Below are 16,151 nucleotides of genomic sequence, written 5' to 3'. Positions count from 1 at the left end.
GGCCAGTCCGTGCGGATACCGGCCGCCTACGTCTCCAGTTCCCGCTCGAGTTCACGCAGGCGCTCGACCCGCTTCTCCGTCGAGGGGTGAGTGCTGAACAGCCGGCCGACGATGCCCGACTTGATGGGGATGATGAAGAACGCGTTCATCTCGGCCTGATCCCGGAGGTCCTCCTTGGGCACCTGATCCATCCGTCCGGAGATCTTCAGCAGGGCGGAGGCCAGCGCCGAGGGCTTGCCGGTGATGACCGCCCCGCCCCGGTCGGCGGAGTACTCGCGGTAGCGCGAGAGCGCCCGGATGAGCAGGAACGAGACGATCCAGACCGCCAGCGAGGCGAGGATGGCGACGATGACCGGGGCCTGGTTGCCGCCGCGCTCGCGGCCGCCGCCGAACAGCCACCCCCACCGCACCACGACGAACGCGATGGTCGAGAGGAACGACGCGATGGTCATCACCATCACGTCGCGGTTCTTGATGTGCGCGAGCTCGTGGGCGAGCACCCCCTCCAGTTCGTCCTCGTTCAGGGTCCGCATGATCCCCGTGGTGACGGCGACCGCCGAACTCGACGGGGACTTCCCGGTCGCGAAGGCGTTGGGCACCCGCGAGTCCGCGACGGCTATCTTCGGCTTTGGCAGGTCGGCCTGCTGGGACAGCCGCGAGACCATCGCGTGTAGCTCGGGGTACTCCTCCTCGCTCACCTCCTTCGCGCCCATCGACCAGAGCGCGAGCTTGTCGCTGAAGAGGAACTGGGCCCCGAGAAACAGCGTCATCACGACGAGGATCGGGAGGATTCGGGTCGGAAAGAAGGCCGCCATCGCTCCCACGAACACGATGTAGAGGGCGAACAGCAGGAACATCGTCAGGAACATGCGCCCCCGCAGTCCCCAGTCCGTCTTCCACTCCATGCCTCCTCTAGTTCGCTCGCGTTCATAAACTTCCCCGTCGCGCGCGGCCGGAACCGGGGACCGGGAGCCGAGCTGGCTGTCTTTCATCAAGGAGAAAATCCCGCCGTGTACCGCGGGCGTGAATCCGACACGCACACGTATGTTGTCTGGGGAGTGAGTAAGTATCACCGACACAAAAGAACTGAGATACCTCCGAGTCACCGGGGCAGAACCACCCGAACCCACCGGCCGATAGGAGTAACGGGGGCGTGGCACTCCCATCGACACGTCGGGTCGTACACGTACGTTCCCAACCCAGCGGTGCGGGGCCGTGGGAAGCCTCGTCGTTTACGGCGAGGAGGATGTCACCGGCCCTTGCTCCCCCAGCCGAACGCCAGCCAGCCGCCGTCGGCGTGGATCACCTCACCCGTCATGTAGTGGTCGCCCTCGGCGAGGAACGTCGCGCAGTTGGCCATCTCCTCGGTGGAGCCGAACCGATCCAGCGGAACGCGGTCGCGGATGTCCCCGTCCTCGTAGCCGTAGCGGGGCCAGGGACGGTCCGAGCGATCGACGTCCTCGTCCTCCCCCTCCTTCTCCTCGCGGGTCTGCTCGTCCAGCGCCGTCTTGATGAACCCCGGCGCGAGCGCGTTCACGCCCACGTCGTACTCGGCGAGTTCCACCGCCAGGTTGCGCGTGAGGTTGTTCAGCCCGCCCTTCGAGGCGTTGTACGGTGCCCGGCCTTGAACGCCGATGGAGCCGAAGATGCTCGAAATATTGATTATCTGTCCGCCGTCGCCCTGCTCGGCCATCCGCTCGCCCGCCACCTGCGAGCCGAAGAACGGCCCGGTCAGGTTCACGTCGATCACGCGCCGCCACTCCTCCTCGGGCATCTCCAGGACGGGGTCGATGTGGCTGATTCCGGCGTTGTTGACCATCACGTCGAGGCTCCCGAACTCGGAGACCGCGGCGTCGACCAGCGCCTCGACCTCGGCCTTCTCGCTCACGTCGGCCTCGGCGGCGACGGCGGTGTTCCCGGAGTCCCGGATCGACTCCGCCGTCGCCTCCGCCCGCTCCATCGACCGCGAGTTCGTCACGACGCTCGCGCCCTCGGCGGCGAACCGCCGCGCGATACCCTCCCCGATACCGCTGCTCGACCCCGTGACGATCGCGGTCTTCCCCGCCAGTCTGCCGGTCATGTGGCGTGGCAGATGGGGGATCGGTATAACCCTACCTCTCACCGCGCGACCCAAACCCCTATGGCGTCCCCGTCGACTTCTCATGACATGTCTGAAACCACGGACGGAACGGGGTTCGACCTGCCCGAGGAGGTGCGGGAGCTGCTCTCACCGTATCCGGGATACAGCGTGGGCGTCGAGGACGAGTACGACGTCAACGTCGGCGAGATCATCGACGACTTCCGGGAGGCCGAGAGCGCAGACGTCGGCATCCTGGGTGCGCCGTTCGACACCGCCTGCGTCGCGGGCGCGCGCGGGTCGCGCTACGGACCCGAGGGCGTGCGCTCGAAGCTCACCCACGGCACCTGCTACAACCCCGCGCTCGACGTCGACATCAGCGAGGGGCTCGACGTGGTGGACTTCGGGAACGTCCGCGTCGAGCACACCGACGTCCGGGGGACCCACGACCGCGTCGAGCGGGTCTGTACCGCGCTCACCGAACGGGGCGTCTTCCCCGTCACGATCGGCGGCGATCACTCGCTCTCGTACCCGACGGGCAAGGGGCTGATGAACGCCGTCGACGGGGACGTCGGCGTGATCAACGTCGACGCCCACCACGACGTCCGGCACTCCCACGGCGGCGAGCTCTCCTCGGGGACGCCCTTCCGGCGGCTGCTGGAGGACGACTCCGGGAAGCTCGACCACGGGAACTTCGTCGAGTACGGCCTCTCGGGGTGGCACAACTCGAAGTACTACGTCGACTGGCTCCGGGAGAACGGCACGGAGATCGTCACGACCCGCGACATCCGGGCGGAGGGTGTCGCGGCGACGGCCGAGCGCGCGCTCGAACGGGCGACCGACGGGACCGACGCGGTGTTCCTCTCGGTCGACATCGACGTACTCGACGCCGGCGTCTCCCCCGGGACGACGGCCCCGAGCCCGGGCGGACTGCTCACTCACGAACTGCTCGAAGCGGTGTTCCAGATCGGTCAGCACGAGGCCGTTCGGGGGGCCGACCTGATGGAGGTCGCCCCGCCGCTCGAGGCCAACGACACGACCTCGATGGTCGGCGCGGCGGTCGTCACGCAGTTCCTCGGCGCACGGAAGGCGGCGGAGGACTGATAACACGGGGCACGGACCGTGTGCCACGACGAGATGAGCCGGGAACACGTCGAGATCGTGGCGGGAGAGACACAGGTGGAGGCGTGATCGCTGGATGTGTGGATCGGGGAGCGCCCGGATAATTCCACCATTCTCGTGTATGCAAATTTAGCATAATTTTAAATTATATATAACGAGGTATTAGTTATGATCCTCGCCGAGTTCGTCGTCGATTCCCCCATTCTGGGTGAGGTCCTTCGGCGGGTTCCCGACTGTGAGCTCCGCTGGGAGGAGACGTGCACCCAGCCGGACGGTCCGACCCAGATGCTCGTCTGGGTCACCAGCGACGATTTCGAGGCGGTGAACACGGCGATCGAGGACGATGATTCGGCGAGGAACCCGTCGACGCTCGTCGATCTGGATGAGCGTCGACTGTATCGAGTGGACCTCACTGAACTCGGTCGGACGGCGGATCTGCTGCCGGAGTTCATGGAGGTGGGCGGCGTGCTCGAAGAGGCCATCGGAACGCGGAACGGATGGTGGTGCCGGGCTCGGTTCCCGGACCGAACGGCGTACCAGCACGTCTACCGGTTCTGTCGCGACCACGAGATCGCGTTCGAGTTCAGACGGCTGTTCGAATCGACGCCCGAGGGACTCGGAGAGGGTACGGTGCAGTCGATGCTCACCGAGGGACAGCGGGAGGCGCTGACGATCGCCTGCGAGGAGGGGTACTTCGACGTCCCCAGGCGGATCACGCTCGTCGACCTGGCCGATCGACTCGGGATCTCGGATACCGCCGCGTCGCAGCGACTCCGGCGAGCGCACTCGGCCGTCTGTGCGTACCTGCTCGGCTCCCAGGGATCGAACCACGCGCGTACCCCACAGCCGAAGAACGCTTGAGACTGCCGCCTACTCGTCGGGGGTCGAGACCCGGTAGATCTCGACACCGAACCCCTGCTCGCCGTCCTCGATTTCGACCCGGTACCCACCGGAAATACTGCTGCTCTGCTGGTTGGCAGCGCGGAGTAGCGCGGTGAGTGCGACGCGTAATTCCTCTCTGTCCGACAGGTCGAGGGCCGATAGATCGGAGGCGTTCATGTGGCCAGGGGGCACGACACAGGGCCGTCTGTGGGAGCAGGCCCCTCCGAACCTCCGACCCAGGGTCTCGCCCGGGCGGGCCAGGACACAGGGTGGGAGTCGGAGGGGATGCGCCCGGCAACGGTCCGTTGCTCGCGTTACCGTGCCTGACAGGCCGATCATCATAATTCTTTGTGTGATCCAGTCTCCGAAAATCCCCTGCTGGCCGCCGCCGAGTGAGAGCCGTTCGAAGCGTCTCGGAATCGACCGTCACCGGGAGGCGGCACGAGCGGAACTGGTTCGACAGAAACCCGGAGACGACGCCGGAGCTGGCGCGGCCGGGCACCAGAACTATATCCCCGATCCGATACTCGGGAGTATGACCGATCTGACCGAGATGATGGCCGAACACGGCCACAAGGAGCTGAAGTCGTTCCGTGACGACGAGACCGGTCTCCGGGGGTTCGTCGGCATCCACGACACGACCCTCGGGCCGGCCGCGGGGGGGACCCGTCGCTACGCGTTCGAGTCGGAGGAGGAGGCCATCGTCGACGTGCTCCGGCTCTCGCGCGCGATGACCTACAAGTACGCCATCTCGGGGATCAACATGGGTGGGGCGAAGGCGGTCATCTGGGTCGATGACGAGGACCAGAACTCCGAGGCGCTCTACCGGTCGTACGGCCGGATGGTCGACAGCTTCGGCGGCCGGTTCGTCACCGGCGGGGACGTCGGCACCGGCGAGCGCGAACTCCGGTGGGTGAACATGGAGACGGACTACGTGATCGGGCTGCCCGAACAGTTCGACCACCCGAGCGAGGAGTATCACGGCGGTGGCCTCGGCGTCATCCGTGCCATGGAGGCCTGCTGTGACCTGACCTACGACGACCGCGACCTCGCGGACCTCCACGTCGCCATCCAGGGGGTCGGCGAGATGGGCGCGAGCATGGTCCACTACCTCTCCGAACGCGGCGCACAGGTCACGGTCGCGGACCCGGACACCGAGACCGTGGACGCGCTCGTCGACGAGTACGGGGTCGGCGTCGTCGGCCCGGAGGACGTCTACGGCGTCGACTGCGACGTGTTCGCGCCCTCGGCGCTCGGGTTCGTGGTGAACGACGAGACCATCCCCGAACTGGAGTGTGACATCGTCTGTGGCGCGGCGAACAACCAGCTCGACGACGAGGAGCGCCACGGAACGCGGCTTCACGAGGAGGGGATCCTCTACGCGCCGGACTACCTCGCCAACTCCGGGCGGACCATCGACGACACGGACCTCCTCCGGAAGGGCGGGTACAACCACGAGCGCGCCCGGGCGATGATCGACGCCATCTACGACCGGATGCTGGACATCGGTCGGCGCGCGGAGCAGGAGGACCGGCCGACCTACGCGGTGGCGAACGAGGTGGCCGAGGAGCGGATCGAGGCCGTCGGGTCGATGCGTCCGAAGGTCCACGACGTCCGGGACCCCGTCTGGTGACCCCTGCGACCGCGACGTAACCACGACCCGAAACCCGCCGGACGGCAACTCGTACACATTTTTCGTGGACGGATGGCGTCCGTGAAACAGTAGCCATTTATTTTCGTTCTAAATATATTAAAATAATCTCCGATCGGGGTTCCGTATCGTTAAACTATATGTATCTGGTCCGGCAACGGTTGACTGTACGACAATGACAAACGAGGAGAGACCGACACGCAAGGACAGTAGGCGGACGTTCCTGAAGGCCGCCGGGCTGACCGGGACGGTCGGGCTGACGGGACTCGCCGGCTGTCTCGGCGGCGGCGACGGTGGGGACGGCGGGGACGGCGGCGTCGAGGTTGGCGACGGCGGGGGCGGGGACGGCGATTCGACCCCGACCCCGACGGAGACCAGCAGCGGCGACGGCGGGAGCACCGAGACCGACGCCGGGACGGACTCGGGCGAGGCCCGGGACTTCGGCGGCGAGACGCTGAACGTGATGCTCAACGTGGGCTCGATCAGTACCGTCCACCAGCAGGAGCTCATCCCGCGCGTCGAGGAGAAGTACAACCTGAACATCAACACCGAGACGGCGGTGACGACCCAGCAGCTGACCCAGATCCAGGCCAACCCGGACAACCCGCCGGACGTCATCATCCCGGACGTCATCGGCATCGAGCGGGCCTCCAGGAACGAGTGGCTGGAGCCGATGAGCGACCACGAGGACATCGTCACCAACCTGGGCGACATCTACGACAAGTTCGTCCACTACGACTCGACGGGGGTCTCCTGGGAGATCGGCGAGGTCCTCCCGGTCGTCAACACCAACATGTGGGACGAACCCCCGACGAGCTACGAGCAGGTGATGACCGAGTCCGAGTCGACGTCGCTGGTCCCGTTCTCGTGGTCCGGCGGTCCGTACCTGCTGCTGATGGCCTCGGCCATCGCCACCGGGGAGGACTTCAGCTCCTCGGACCTGGACGTCGAGGCCGGCTTCCAGTACCTGGAGGAGAACCTCAAGCCGAACGTCTCGAACAGCTACCAGGGCGTCGCGAGCGCGAAACAGCAGCTCGCCAGCGGCAACGTGGACACGCTCAACGTCTTCTGGGACTACATGGTGTTCGACATGTTCCAGAACGACGCGCCGATCACACCGGTGTTCCGGCCCGACCCCGTCGGTATCGCGTTCGCCGAGAGCGTGGCCGTCCCGAGGAACACCGACAAGATGGAGGCGGCGATGACCTACGCCAACGAGTGTCTCTCGGTGGAGTTCCAGGAGGCCGCCTCCGCCGCGATGGGCTGCGGTGTCACCAACCAGAACGCCACGGTCGCCGATCAGGCCCTCGAGTTCGGTGCCGCGACGCCGGACACGTTCGAGGACCTCGCGTTCCCGGACTTCCAGTACATCTGGGACAACCGGGACGACTGGAGCCAGCGCTGGAACGAGATCTTCTCGGGCTGAGCGGCTCCCACCCGTCGATGAACCGAACACCGAACACTCCGACTCCACAAAGATCATGACTGACGGCGACGCGGCGGCGATAGAGTACCGGAACGTCACCAAGCGGTTCGGGGACATCACGGCGGTCGACGACGTCTCCTTCGAGGTCAGGCAGGGCGAACTGCTGGCCCTGCTCGGCCCCTCGGGGTCGGGGAAGACGACCACCCTCCGGATGCTGGCCGGGTTCGAGACCCCCACCGAGGGCCGGATCACCCTGGCCGGGCGGGACGTCACGACCGTCCCGACCCACAAGCGCGACACCGGGATGGTGTTCCAGGACTACGCGCTGTTCCCCCACATGACCGTGGGCGAGAACATCGCGTTCGGACTCAAGCGAAAGGGCTACTCCTCCGACGAGATCGACGAGCGTATCGAGGAGGTGCTCTCGATGGTCGACCTGTCCGGGTTCCGGGACCGCAACCCGCCCGAACTCTCCGGGGGGCAACAGCAGCGCGTCGCCACCGCACGCGCCATCGCCATCGAGCCGGCCGTCCTCCTGATGGACGAGCCGCTGGGGGCGCTCGACAAGAAGCTCCGCGACCAGCTCGAGGTCGAACTCGTCGAGCTCCAGAACGAGCTCGGAATCACGACCCTCTACGTCACCCACAACCAGGAGGAGGCGCTGACGATGGCCGACCGGGTCGCGGTGATGAACGAGGGACACATCGAGCAGATCGCCACCCCCACCGAGATCTACGAGGAGCCCGCCACGGAGTTCGTCGCGGACTTCATCGGCGACACCAACTTCCTCGAGGGCGATCTCTCCCGGAGCGACGCCGGCCTCTCGCTCCGGCTGAACGGGTCGGACATCGCCGTCACCGACCGCGGGGGCGATCCCGGGGAGCAGGTCGTCTTCGTCCGCCCGGAGAAGATCGACCTCGAGGCCCCCGGGGTGACGCCCTCGCGGGACAACGCCGTCGAGGGGACGGTCAACAGGGTGCTGTTCATCGGCTCGAAGCTGCGCTACTACGTCGACGTCCACGGTCAGGAGATCATCGCCGAGACCGAGAACAAACACTCGACACACCGGTTCGAGGAGGGCGACGACGTCGTCCTCACCTGGGACCGCGGGGACACCCGCGTCGCCAACGTCTGAACACGACCCCGGACCGGGCCGTCGGCCGTCCCTCGCCCGTCGCCGTTCCGACTCCGTTCTGTGGCCCGTTCACGGACGTTCGACACACACGCCGAGCGTCGCGCCCGGGACCCCGCCCGCGACCGCTCGGTCGGCGTAGCATTCACGGGTCTGGGAGTGCTGTGAGGTAACCGTGGGCAAGGAGTGGAACCCCCGGAACGTCTTCGACGTGTTCGGTGACGAGCGCGCGCGTCGGATCCTCACGCTCGCGTCCGAGCGACCCCGTTCGGCCGAGGCGCTGGCCGAGCGACTCGAGGTCTCACAGCCGACCGTCTACCGCCGGCTCGACGTCTTAGAGGATCACGACCTGCTCCGACAGGACCGCCGGGTCGACGAGGACGGCCACCACCACAAGGTCTACGAGACGACACTCGAATCCGCCCGGTTCGACATCGAGGACGGCGAGTTCGTCATCGACCTCACGCTGACCCGCGACCCGATGGAGCGGGTCGAGTGAGGGATGTCGTCGTCCTCAGCCGGTGATCGTGTAACGGTCCGACCGATCGCCGGTGGCGTCACGACCGTCCGTACGGGCCTCGACGGCCGGCGTTCGACGGGGAGAGCCGAGGTCGAGCCGCCGTAGCGCGGGTCGTCGAGTCGGGCGGGAAGCGACCGGTGATGCGTCCGGTGCGGACGCCGGGTCGGGCCGGAGACGGCCCGGGGTGAGTTCACATGAACTCGCTGATCCCCGCCACGTACTCCATGACGAGGACGATGGTGAGGATGCCACCCATCAGGAGGGTGGCGATGGCCGCCAGCTGGGCGGGTGAGGTGTTGTAGAAGAGGCTGAACAGCACCAGCGGCATCGTGCTGATTTCCGGGCCGGAGAGGAACAGTGAGATGATGTACTGGTTGAAGGAGAGGACGAACGTGAACACGAGCCCCGAGAGGACGCCCGGCTGGACGAGCGGGAGCGTCACCCGGAGGTAGGATTCGAGCTCCGTCGCGCCGAGGTTCTGTGCGGCCTCCTCCAGCGAGAGGTTGTAGTTCTGGAGGCTGGCCCCGATGGTCCGTATCGGGTACGGCAGCGTGAAGATGACGTGCCCGATGAGCAGCGTCCAGAACGACAACCGGATGTTCAGCCCGAGCAGGTCGTTGATCCGACCGACGAGCAGCAGCAGCGAGAACCCGATGACGATCCAGGGGTAGATGAGCGGCGAGATGAGCACCGTCTCGAGGGTCATCTGGTACTCGAAGTCGTACCGGACGATGGCGAAGGCGGCGAGGCCGCCGAGCGTCGTCGAGATCACCGCCGTGGCGACCGCGAGGTAGATGCTGGAGAACAGCGCCGAGACCACCCCGAGGTTGGCGAGGTTCTCCGGGAGCGTCGTGTACCACTCCAGGGTGAACCCCTGGGGTGGCCACCCCGCGTACGCGTTCGACTGGAACGAGATGATGACGACCACGACCAGCGGGGCGAGGAGGAACAGGATGGTCGCGTAGACCAGCAGGTCGTAGCCGGCGTCGGCGGCCCGCTCGAGCAGTCGGTCGAGCCTGACGTTCGAACCCGAGCCGGAGTCCTCGGTCGCCACTTCAGACACCCCCGACGCCGGAGATGCGCTTGAGCGCGCGCTGGTAGCCCAGGATGACGAACAGGGCGATCACCACGAGGATGACCGACAGCGCGCTGGCGAACGGCCAGTTGCTCGTGCTGGTGATGGTGTCGGTGATCACGACGGGGACCACGTCGACGCCACCGCCGAGGATGGCCGGGGTGACGTAGGAGGCCATCGCGACGATGAACGTGATGAGCACGCCGGCGCTGATGCCCGGGAGCGCGAGCGGGAACAGCACCCGCGCGAACACCGTGAACCGGTTGGCCCCGAGGTTACGGGCGGCGTCCTCCAGCGATCGCGGGATGGTGTGCATCACGTTCACGATCGGGAACACCATGAACGGGAGCATCACGTGGGTCAGCCCGATGATGATCCCCACCTCGTTGAACAGGAGTTTCGGGGGCTGGTCGAACAGCCCGGTCGCGGTCAGCAGCGTGGGGACGAGCCCGTTGCCCGAGAGGAGCACGAACCAGCCGAACGATCGGACGACGAGGTCGATCGTCAGGGGCGCGAGCGTCGAGATGACGATGAGCTTGCCCACCAGCCCGCCCTTCCTGACCGCGGCGTAGGCCAGCGGGAAGCCGAGCAGGAAGTCGAGCAGCGTCACGATCACCGCGATCCGGACGGTCCGGAAGAGGATGCCCTGGTAGAGGTCGACGCCGAGCGCGCGTTCGAAGTGCGCCAGGGTGAACCCCTCGACGATGTTGCCGTCGACGAACGGCTGGAAGCTGAACTCGAAGAGGATCACCGTCGGGAACACCATCGACAGCGCGACGAACAGCAGGGCCGGCAGCAACAGCAGCCCCATCCCGACCACGGACCGCCGGTTCGCCCTGATGAACGCCGACGCTCCCTCGTTGACCCGGGAGATGATCGACGACGATTCGGTTGCCATAGACGGGTGGACCATCTCGCCGCCCCCCCTAATGTGTTGTGACAACACCAAACCTGCCGGGATCCGAAGGCGTCCGCCCGACTCCGAGAGCCGGGGGCTACCGCGCGGGCCCCGGCTTCGTGTCCCGATCGGCGGTCAGCCGTTCCTGAGATCGCGGAGCGCGGCGTCGCGTGCCCGGTCGGAGGCCTCGAGGCGCTCGACGAACGCCGACATGTGCTCCTTCATGGCCGGACGCATCTCGTCGGCCGACACCAGGCCGGTCTCGGTGAGCAGCCGGACGAACGCGCGGAGCTCCTCGTCGGTCACCTCCTCGAACCGCTCGGCCTCGAGCTTGTCCAGCACGGCGTCGACGTCGATGTTCCCCACCGGGTCGACGTTGAACTCCACGGAGACCATCCGGTAGTCCGACCCCGCGAGCTCCTGTTCGGCCCGGTTGACCCCCTCGCCGAGCATGTGTTTGAACGGCGTGTAGTAGCCCATCGTTCCCAGGTGGAGGAACGCGAGCATGTTCGTGATCCCCCGCGTGTACTCCTCGCGGTGGTCGGCGTCGGGGTTGAACACCAGCTCCCGGTCCCGGTCCTCGAGGTAGTCGAACAGGATCGTGAAATCGAGGACCGCGTTGCGGACCCGACGGCGGATGCGGTTGCGCTTCTGTTTGCGCGAGTGCTCCGTGTAGTCGGTCTTGCGTCCCAGCAGGAACTCCCTGTCGCTGGGCGTGAGTATCCCGCGCGAGCGGTCGGGCGAGAAGGTGAGCCCGTGGTCGTCGTCTGCGTCGCCATCGCTCATACACGAGAATCGTTTACGATAGGCCCTTAAGCGTTGTGCACGGGCGTGGCTACCGTCGATTCGTCCGCTTCTGTGCCACGCGAGCGACGTTACGCCGACCGGGAGGACCGTCTGTCGACGGTTAGTGTGTACGATCCACGAGCCGCAGGCCTTACCCCCCCACCGTCCGAGAATCGGGTGATGCGCCCGACTCCCGCCCTGGCGGTACTCCTCCTCGCGGTTCTCGCCGGCTGTGGCACGCTCGGAGGGGTCGGCGGACCCACGGACGGCGACCCCACGCCCACTCTGACGCCCGTGGCGGTCCCCGCGGACGGGTCGACGCCGACACCGACGGCCGAACCGTCGATGGCCGAACCGGCACCGGTCGTCCTGGAGAACGGGCGGGCGCGGGAGTACGTGGTGATCCTCTCGGTGGTCGAGGGCCCGGTCTCGGTCGTCGAGGTGTTCTACCGCGACGGGGGGACCGCGGTCGTCGACTACGCGACCGACCCCTCGGGCCTCGACGCGCGGCTCGCCGAAGGGGGTGTCGTCGGCGTCCGGGTACCGAACCGCACCGGGGTGGCGCGGTACCGGGTGGCGGCGAACGCGTCGGGGACGCACCGGCCGTTCCCGGCGCTCGCTCGTGCTGGTGCCGGCACGAGCCTGCTCTGGGTCGCCGTGCCCGTCGCGGAGGCGGGCGTGCCCACGACCGTCGCCGCCGCCGGGGTCGACGCCTGCGCGCCGCCGCACTCGCTCGTCACCGAGTTCCGGGTCCGGGTCGAGGTCGGGGTCGACCGGATCCTCGTCGACTGCGCGTGAGCGGTCGCGGCGACGACCCCCACCCGACGTCGGGAGCTGAGGACCTACCGCAACACGCCCAGCCGCCCTGCGACGTCGAGGTCGACCCACCCCACCTCGTCGTCGAACCACGGCTCGCTCCCCCCGAGATCGATCCGCTCGGCGACTCGTTCCGACCCGTCGCTCCCGAGCAGGTACGCACACGGGAGCGGGCCGAACCGATCGAGGCGGTCGCGGAGCCACGAGTTCGGGGAGAGCGGCTCCGCGAGCGTCACGGGTGCGTCCTCGACCCGCGCGAGCTCCGCGCCGAACCCCTCGTGGGTCGTCCGCTCGACCGAGTCGGCCTCGAAGAACGACGCGAACCGACCTACCGAGTCGAGATTCGGGACGCAGACCACCACCTCGGCGATACCCGTGATCCCCGTCCCGGCGACGCTCTCGGACTCCGTGATCCGGTACTCGCGGGGGGTTCGGTCGGCGACGAGGAACGGGAGCGTCGCACCGAGTTCCTCGCCGACCTCGGTGAGGTCCCACTCGATGGTGACGCCGTCCGGCCGCTCGCGCGTGTAGTAGTCGGGCCCGTCGACGGGAACGCCGAGAGACTCGATGCGGTCGGTCTCGGCCTCGATGTCGGCGACCGGGAGCGCCCACGCGCACGGGCCGGCGTCGCCGCGGATAGGTTCGTCCCACCAGGGGGATTCGGCCCCCGATTCGACCGTCGAGATGAGTTCGAGGTACGACCGGTCGGCGAATCCCAGGACCCGGTTGTGCGTGACGCCGTTCGAGTGCTCGCCGCCGTACTCGGTGACGAGGCCGGCCTCGGCGAACGCGGCCCCGAGCGCGTCGAGGTCCGACCCGGCGACGACCGCGTGATCGACCGCCGGGAGATCGCTGTTCGATCCCTCGTCGCTCATCCTCCGACCACCCCCTCCCGTTCGTCGTCGCCCTCGCGTCCCCCGCGTTCGGGGCGCTCCTCGGCGGTCTGAAGCACCGACGCCGCCAGGACGTCGATAGCGAGGGCGAGGTCGGCCTCCTCGACGTCGAACGTCGGGGTGTGGTGTGCGCCGGGGTGGTCCGTCCCGACGATCGCGTACGTCGCCAGCCCGCCGGCTCCCTGAACCGTCTCGATCAGGTGCGTGGCGTCCTCGCTCGCGCCGAAGGCGTCGAGCGTGACCGCCGAGTCGACCCGGTCGTCGGCCGCGGCGACCCCGGCCACGAGTTCGGCCAGTTCCTCGTCGCTGTCGGCCCGGGGGGCCCCGCCCACGACCTCGAACGAGGACTCACAGCCGTGCATCTCGCCCGCCGCCCGGACGATCCGTCGGAGCTCCTCGCGGGTGTACTCCATCAGCTCGGTCGTCTCACCGCGAACCTCGCCCCACAGCGCCGCCTCCTCTGCGATGACGTTGGCCGCGGTGCCGACCTCCGCTCGGCCGAAGTTGACGCGGGTCGCCCCGTCGGCGTGCCGGGGGATGCCGTAGGCGCCCTGTACCGCCGCGGCGGTCGCCTGCATGGCGTTGGCCCCCCGGTTGGGCTCCTTGCCCGCGTGGGCGGATCGACCGCGGAACCCGACCCGGACGTTGCTCACCGCGAGCTGCTCGACCGTGCCGCCGACCACCTCACCAGACGGGTGATCGAGCCCGACGTGGACCGCGAAGAGGTAGTCGACCCCCTCGACGTGCTCGCTCTCGGCCATCGGCTTGCCGCCGCCGCCGAGCTCCTCGGCCGGCTGGAAGAGGATCGTGAACCGGCCCTCGAACTCGCTCCGCTTCACCGCCTCGAGGGTGCCGAGGCCGATGGTCATGTGCGCATCGTGGCCGCAGGCGTGCATCGTCCCCTCGTGTTCGGAGCGGAACCCCTCGCTCGCCGGCCGGTGGCTCCCGTCGGTCGACTCCTCGACGGGCAGCCCGTCGATGTCGACCCGGAGCGCGACGTGGGGTCCCTCCCCCCGGTCGAGGACGGCGACGACGCCCGTGTGTCCGCCCTCGGTCGCGGCGAGGACGTCCTCGCGAGCGCCCGACTCGCGGGCCCGCTCGAACCAGGTGTCGAGCTCTGCCTCGTCGGGGACGGCCATCCGCGCCTCGCCGGGGAGCGCCTCGCGCCCGACGTGAAGCTCGTCCACGCCGACGGACTCGAGTTCGTCGACCAGCAGGCTCGTCGTCAGGAACTCACACCAGCCCGGCTCCGGTCGGCGGTGGAACGCCCGCCGTCGCTCGACGATCCGGTCCGGAACGTCCGTCGCGTCCCCCCGGTCTACCCCGCTCACGCGTTCACTTCCCGGGCGCACTCGGCCTCGATGGCCTCGGCGATGACGTCGAGGCCGACCTCGGCCTGTTCGCGGGTCAGCACCAGCGGCGGGAGTAGCCGGAGCACGCGCCCGCCGCGGCCGGCCGTCCAGACGAGGACACCGTTCTCGTGACACCGCTTCTGGATGCGCTCGACGAGGCCGTCCTCCGTGAACTCCGCGGCGATGAACAGCCCCTTGCCCCGCACCTCGCCGAGCAGGGGGTTGCCCTCGCCGGCCTCGCGGAGCCGACCCCGGATGTACTCCCCGAGGTCCGTCGCGTGGGAGAGCAGGTCGTGATCCTCCATGTACTCGATGGCCCGGAGCCCGGCCCGCATCGCGACGACGTGCCCGCGGTAGGTGCCCGCGTGCCCGCCCGCGTCCCAGGTGTCGAGGTCCTCGTGGTACATCGTACAGGAGAGCGGGAAGCCGATGCCGCCGATCGCCTTCGCCGAGGTCATGATGTCGGGCGTCACCCCGTAGTGGTCGCTGGCCCACCACTCGCCGGTGCGGCCCAGCCCGGACTGGATCTCGTCGAACATCAGCGGGAGGTCGTTGTCGTCGGCGATCTCCCGGAGCCCACCGAGGAACCCCTCGGGCGGGACGACGACGCCGGACTCGCCCTGGATGGGCTCGACGAAGATGCCCGCGGGGTTCGCCAGCCCGCTGTAGGGGTCCTCGATCGTCTCGCGGACCTCGTCGAGCGCACGGGCACAGGAGAACGACCCGCAGCAGTCGGCCGCGTCGCGGGTGCAGACCGAGACGGCGTCGCCCTCGCCGCGGTCGCGGAACGAGTTGGGATAGCGGACGTGGACGACGTCCGGGAGCATCGGCGAGTAGTCCTCCTTGAACTTGTTCGTGCTGGTGAGCGACAGCGCCCCCGCGGTCATCCCGTGGTAGGACCCGCGGAACGCGACCAGGCCGTCGCCGCCGGTGTTGTACTTCGCGAGCTTGATGCTCGCCTCGACCGCGTCGCTCCCGGTGGGACCGCCGAACACCACGCGATTGCTGTCCGCGAGGTCCCCGGGAGCGATCTCGTTCAGCTTCTCGATCAGGTCGAGCCGGGCGTCGGTCGGGAAGTCGACGGTGTGGACCAGCTTGTCGGCCTGCTCGTGGACCGCCTCCAGGACGTAGGGGTTGGAGTGGCCGACGTTGAGCACGCCGATGCCCGCGAAGAAGTCGAGGTAGACGTTCCCGTCGACGTCGCGGATCGTCGCGCCGCGCCCCTCCTCGAACGCGATCGGGATGTCCTCGGGGTAGGCGACGGCGCTGGAGTCGATCTCGCGCTGGCGCTCCAGTTGCTTGCGGGTCTTCGGACCCGGGACCTCGCCGACGTCCGGTTTCTGTGCGAAATGCAGTTCGTCGATGGGTGGACCGGCCATGTCGGGAGGACGGAAACCCGACGTAAATAGATTGTCCGCCGTAGCGCCGAATCGGCACGCGATTGCCGATTATTTCGGAGAATAGCTGTCACGTCGCCGCCCCGGAGGCCGATCGGAGTCGTACACGGATGCTGTACCCCCC

General features: G+C 68.0%; 16 protein-coding genes. 7 read left to right on the top strand and 9 right to left on the bottom strand.

Annotated features, from left to right (window positions below; translation table 11 throughout):
* Positions 1-26 precede the first annotated feature (26 nt).
* Both htpX and WDJ58_RS06400 read right to left on the bottom strand, forming a co-directional pair.
* The gene (gene htpX / locus WDJ58_RS06405) at positions 27-905 is read right to left on the bottom strand and encodes a zinc metalloprotease HtpX (RefSeq protein WP_338916814.1); all 879 of its coding nucleotides are present in this window, start codon (positions 903-905) and stop codon (positions 27-29) included.
* Between the two features lie 344 nt (positions 906-1,249).
* Complete coding sequence (locus WDJ58_RS06400) at positions 1,250-2,080, bottom strand: SDR family NAD(P)-dependent oxidoreductase (RefSeq protein ID WP_338916813.1); 831 nt, start codon at positions 2,078-2,080, stop codon at positions 1,250-1,252.
* Positions 2,081-2,167: 87 nt separating this feature from the next.
* Here WDJ58_RS06400 and WDJ58_RS06395 point away from each other — a divergent pair, with 87 nt between their 5' ends.
* Together WDJ58_RS06395 and WDJ58_RS06390 are read left to right on the top strand one after the other, a co-directional pair.
* Complete coding sequence (locus tag WDJ58_RS06395) at positions 2,168-3,181, top strand: agmatinase family protein (protein WP_338916812.1); 1,014 nt, start codon at positions 2,168-2,170, stop codon at positions 3,179-3,181.
* A gap of 186 nt (positions 3,182-3,367) precedes the next feature.
* A complete protein-coding gene (locus tag WDJ58_RS06390; protein ID WP_338916811.1) occupies positions 3,368-4,060 on the top strand; it encodes a helix-turn-helix domain-containing protein in 693 nt (230 codons plus the stop codon).
* 9 nt (positions 4,061-4,069) lie between these two features.
* Here the strand turns inward: WDJ58_RS06390 and WDJ58_RS06385 are convergent, their stop codons facing one another.
* Positions 4,070-4,258 carry a hypothetical protein gene (locus WDJ58_RS06385; protein WP_338916810.1) on the bottom strand — a complete coding sequence of 63 codons (189 nt, stop codon included), beginning with the start codon at positions 4,256-4,258 and terminating at the stop codon, positions 4,070-4,072.
* A 358-nt stretch (positions 4,259-4,616) separates the two neighbouring features.
* Between WDJ58_RS06385 and WDJ58_RS06380 the strand changes: the two genes are divergently transcribed.
* The 4 genes from WDJ58_RS06380 (at position 4,617) to WDJ58_RS06365 (ending at position 8,789) form a co-directional block, all read left to right on the top strand.
* Positions 4,617-5,714 carry a Leu/Phe/Val dehydrogenase gene (locus tag WDJ58_RS06380; protein ID WP_338916809.1) on the top strand — a complete coding sequence of 366 codons (1,098 nt, stop codon included), beginning with the start codon at positions 4,617-4,619 and terminating at the stop codon, positions 5,712-5,714.
* Between the two features lie 193 nt (positions 5,715-5,907).
* Positions 5,908-7,158, top strand: coding sequence for a substrate-binding domain-containing protein (locus WDJ58_RS06375; protein WP_338916808.1), 1,251 nt, complete (start codon positions 5,908-5,910; stop codon positions 7,156-7,158).
* 55 nt (positions 7,159-7,213) lie between these two features.
* Entirely contained in the window at positions 7,214-8,293 is a 1,080-nt protein-coding gene (locus WDJ58_RS06370) for an ABC transporter ATP-binding protein (protein WP_338916806.1), read from the top strand.
* A gap of 172 nt (positions 8,294-8,465) precedes the next feature.
* Complete coding sequence (locus tag WDJ58_RS06365) at positions 8,466-8,789, top strand: ArsR/SmtB family transcription factor (RefSeq protein WP_338916805.1); 324 nt, start codon at positions 8,466-8,468, stop codon at positions 8,787-8,789.
* Between the two features lie 211 nt (positions 8,790-9,000).
* Here WDJ58_RS06365 and WDJ58_RS06360 read toward each other — a convergent pair whose 3' ends face one another.
* The 3 genes from WDJ58_RS06360 to WDJ58_RS06350 form a co-directional block, all read right to left on the bottom strand.
* Complete coding sequence (locus WDJ58_RS06360; RefSeq protein WP_338916804.1) at positions 9,001-9,864, bottom strand: ABC transporter permease; 864 nt, start codon at positions 9,862-9,864, stop codon at positions 9,001-9,003.
* 1 nt (position 9,865) lies between these two features.
* The gene (locus WDJ58_RS06355; RefSeq protein ID WP_338916803.1) at positions 9,866-10,783 is read right to left on the bottom strand and encodes an ABC transporter permease; all 918 of its coding nucleotides are present in this window, start codon (positions 10,781-10,783) and stop codon (positions 9,866-9,868) included.
* Between the two features lie 135 nt (positions 10,784-10,918).
* Positions 10,919-11,569 (bottom strand): hypothetical protein, encoded by a 651-nt coding sequence (locus WDJ58_RS06350; protein ID WP_338916802.1) that lies wholly within the window; start codon positions 11,567-11,569, stop codon positions 10,919-10,921.
* A gap of 180 nt (positions 11,570-11,749) precedes the next feature.
* Between WDJ58_RS06350 and WDJ58_RS06345 the strand changes: the two genes are divergently transcribed.
* Positions 11,750-12,367, top strand: a complete 618-nt coding sequence (locus WDJ58_RS06345; protein ID WP_338916801.1) for a hypothetical protein — start codon at positions 11,750-11,752, stop codon at positions 12,365-12,367.
* 44 nt (positions 12,368-12,411) lie between these two features.
* Here WDJ58_RS06345 and WDJ58_RS06340 read toward each other — a convergent pair whose 3' ends face one another.
* From WDJ58_RS06340 to WDJ58_RS06330, 3 genes are read right to left on the bottom strand one after another with little or no spacing between them, the layout of a single operon-like run.
* Positions 12,412-13,260 (bottom strand): VOC family protein, encoded by an 849-nt coding sequence (locus WDJ58_RS06340; protein ID WP_338916800.1) that lies wholly within the window; start codon positions 13,258-13,260, stop codon positions 12,412-12,414.
* Complete coding sequence (locus WDJ58_RS06335) at positions 13,257-14,609, bottom strand: amidohydrolase (RefSeq protein WP_338916799.1); 1,353 nt, start codon at positions 14,607-14,609, stop codon at positions 13,257-13,259. Before WDJ58_RS06335 ends, WDJ58_RS06340 begins: the two co-directional genes overlap by 4 nt.
* Entirely contained in the window at positions 14,606-16,009 is a 1,404-nt protein-coding gene (locus tag WDJ58_RS06330; protein WP_338916798.1) for an aspartate aminotransferase family protein, read from the bottom strand. Before WDJ58_RS06330 ends, WDJ58_RS06335 begins: the two co-directional genes overlap by 4 nt.
* Positions 16,010-16,151 lie beyond the last annotated feature (142 nt).

This window comes from Salinirubellus litoreus (assembly GCF_037335815.1).
In the GTDB taxonomy this organism is placed as follows: Archaea; Halobacteriota; Halobacteria; order Halobacteriales; family Haloarculaceae; genus Salinirubellus; species Salinirubellus litoreus.
This window is presented reverse-complemented; position numbering and strand designations above follow the sequence as displayed.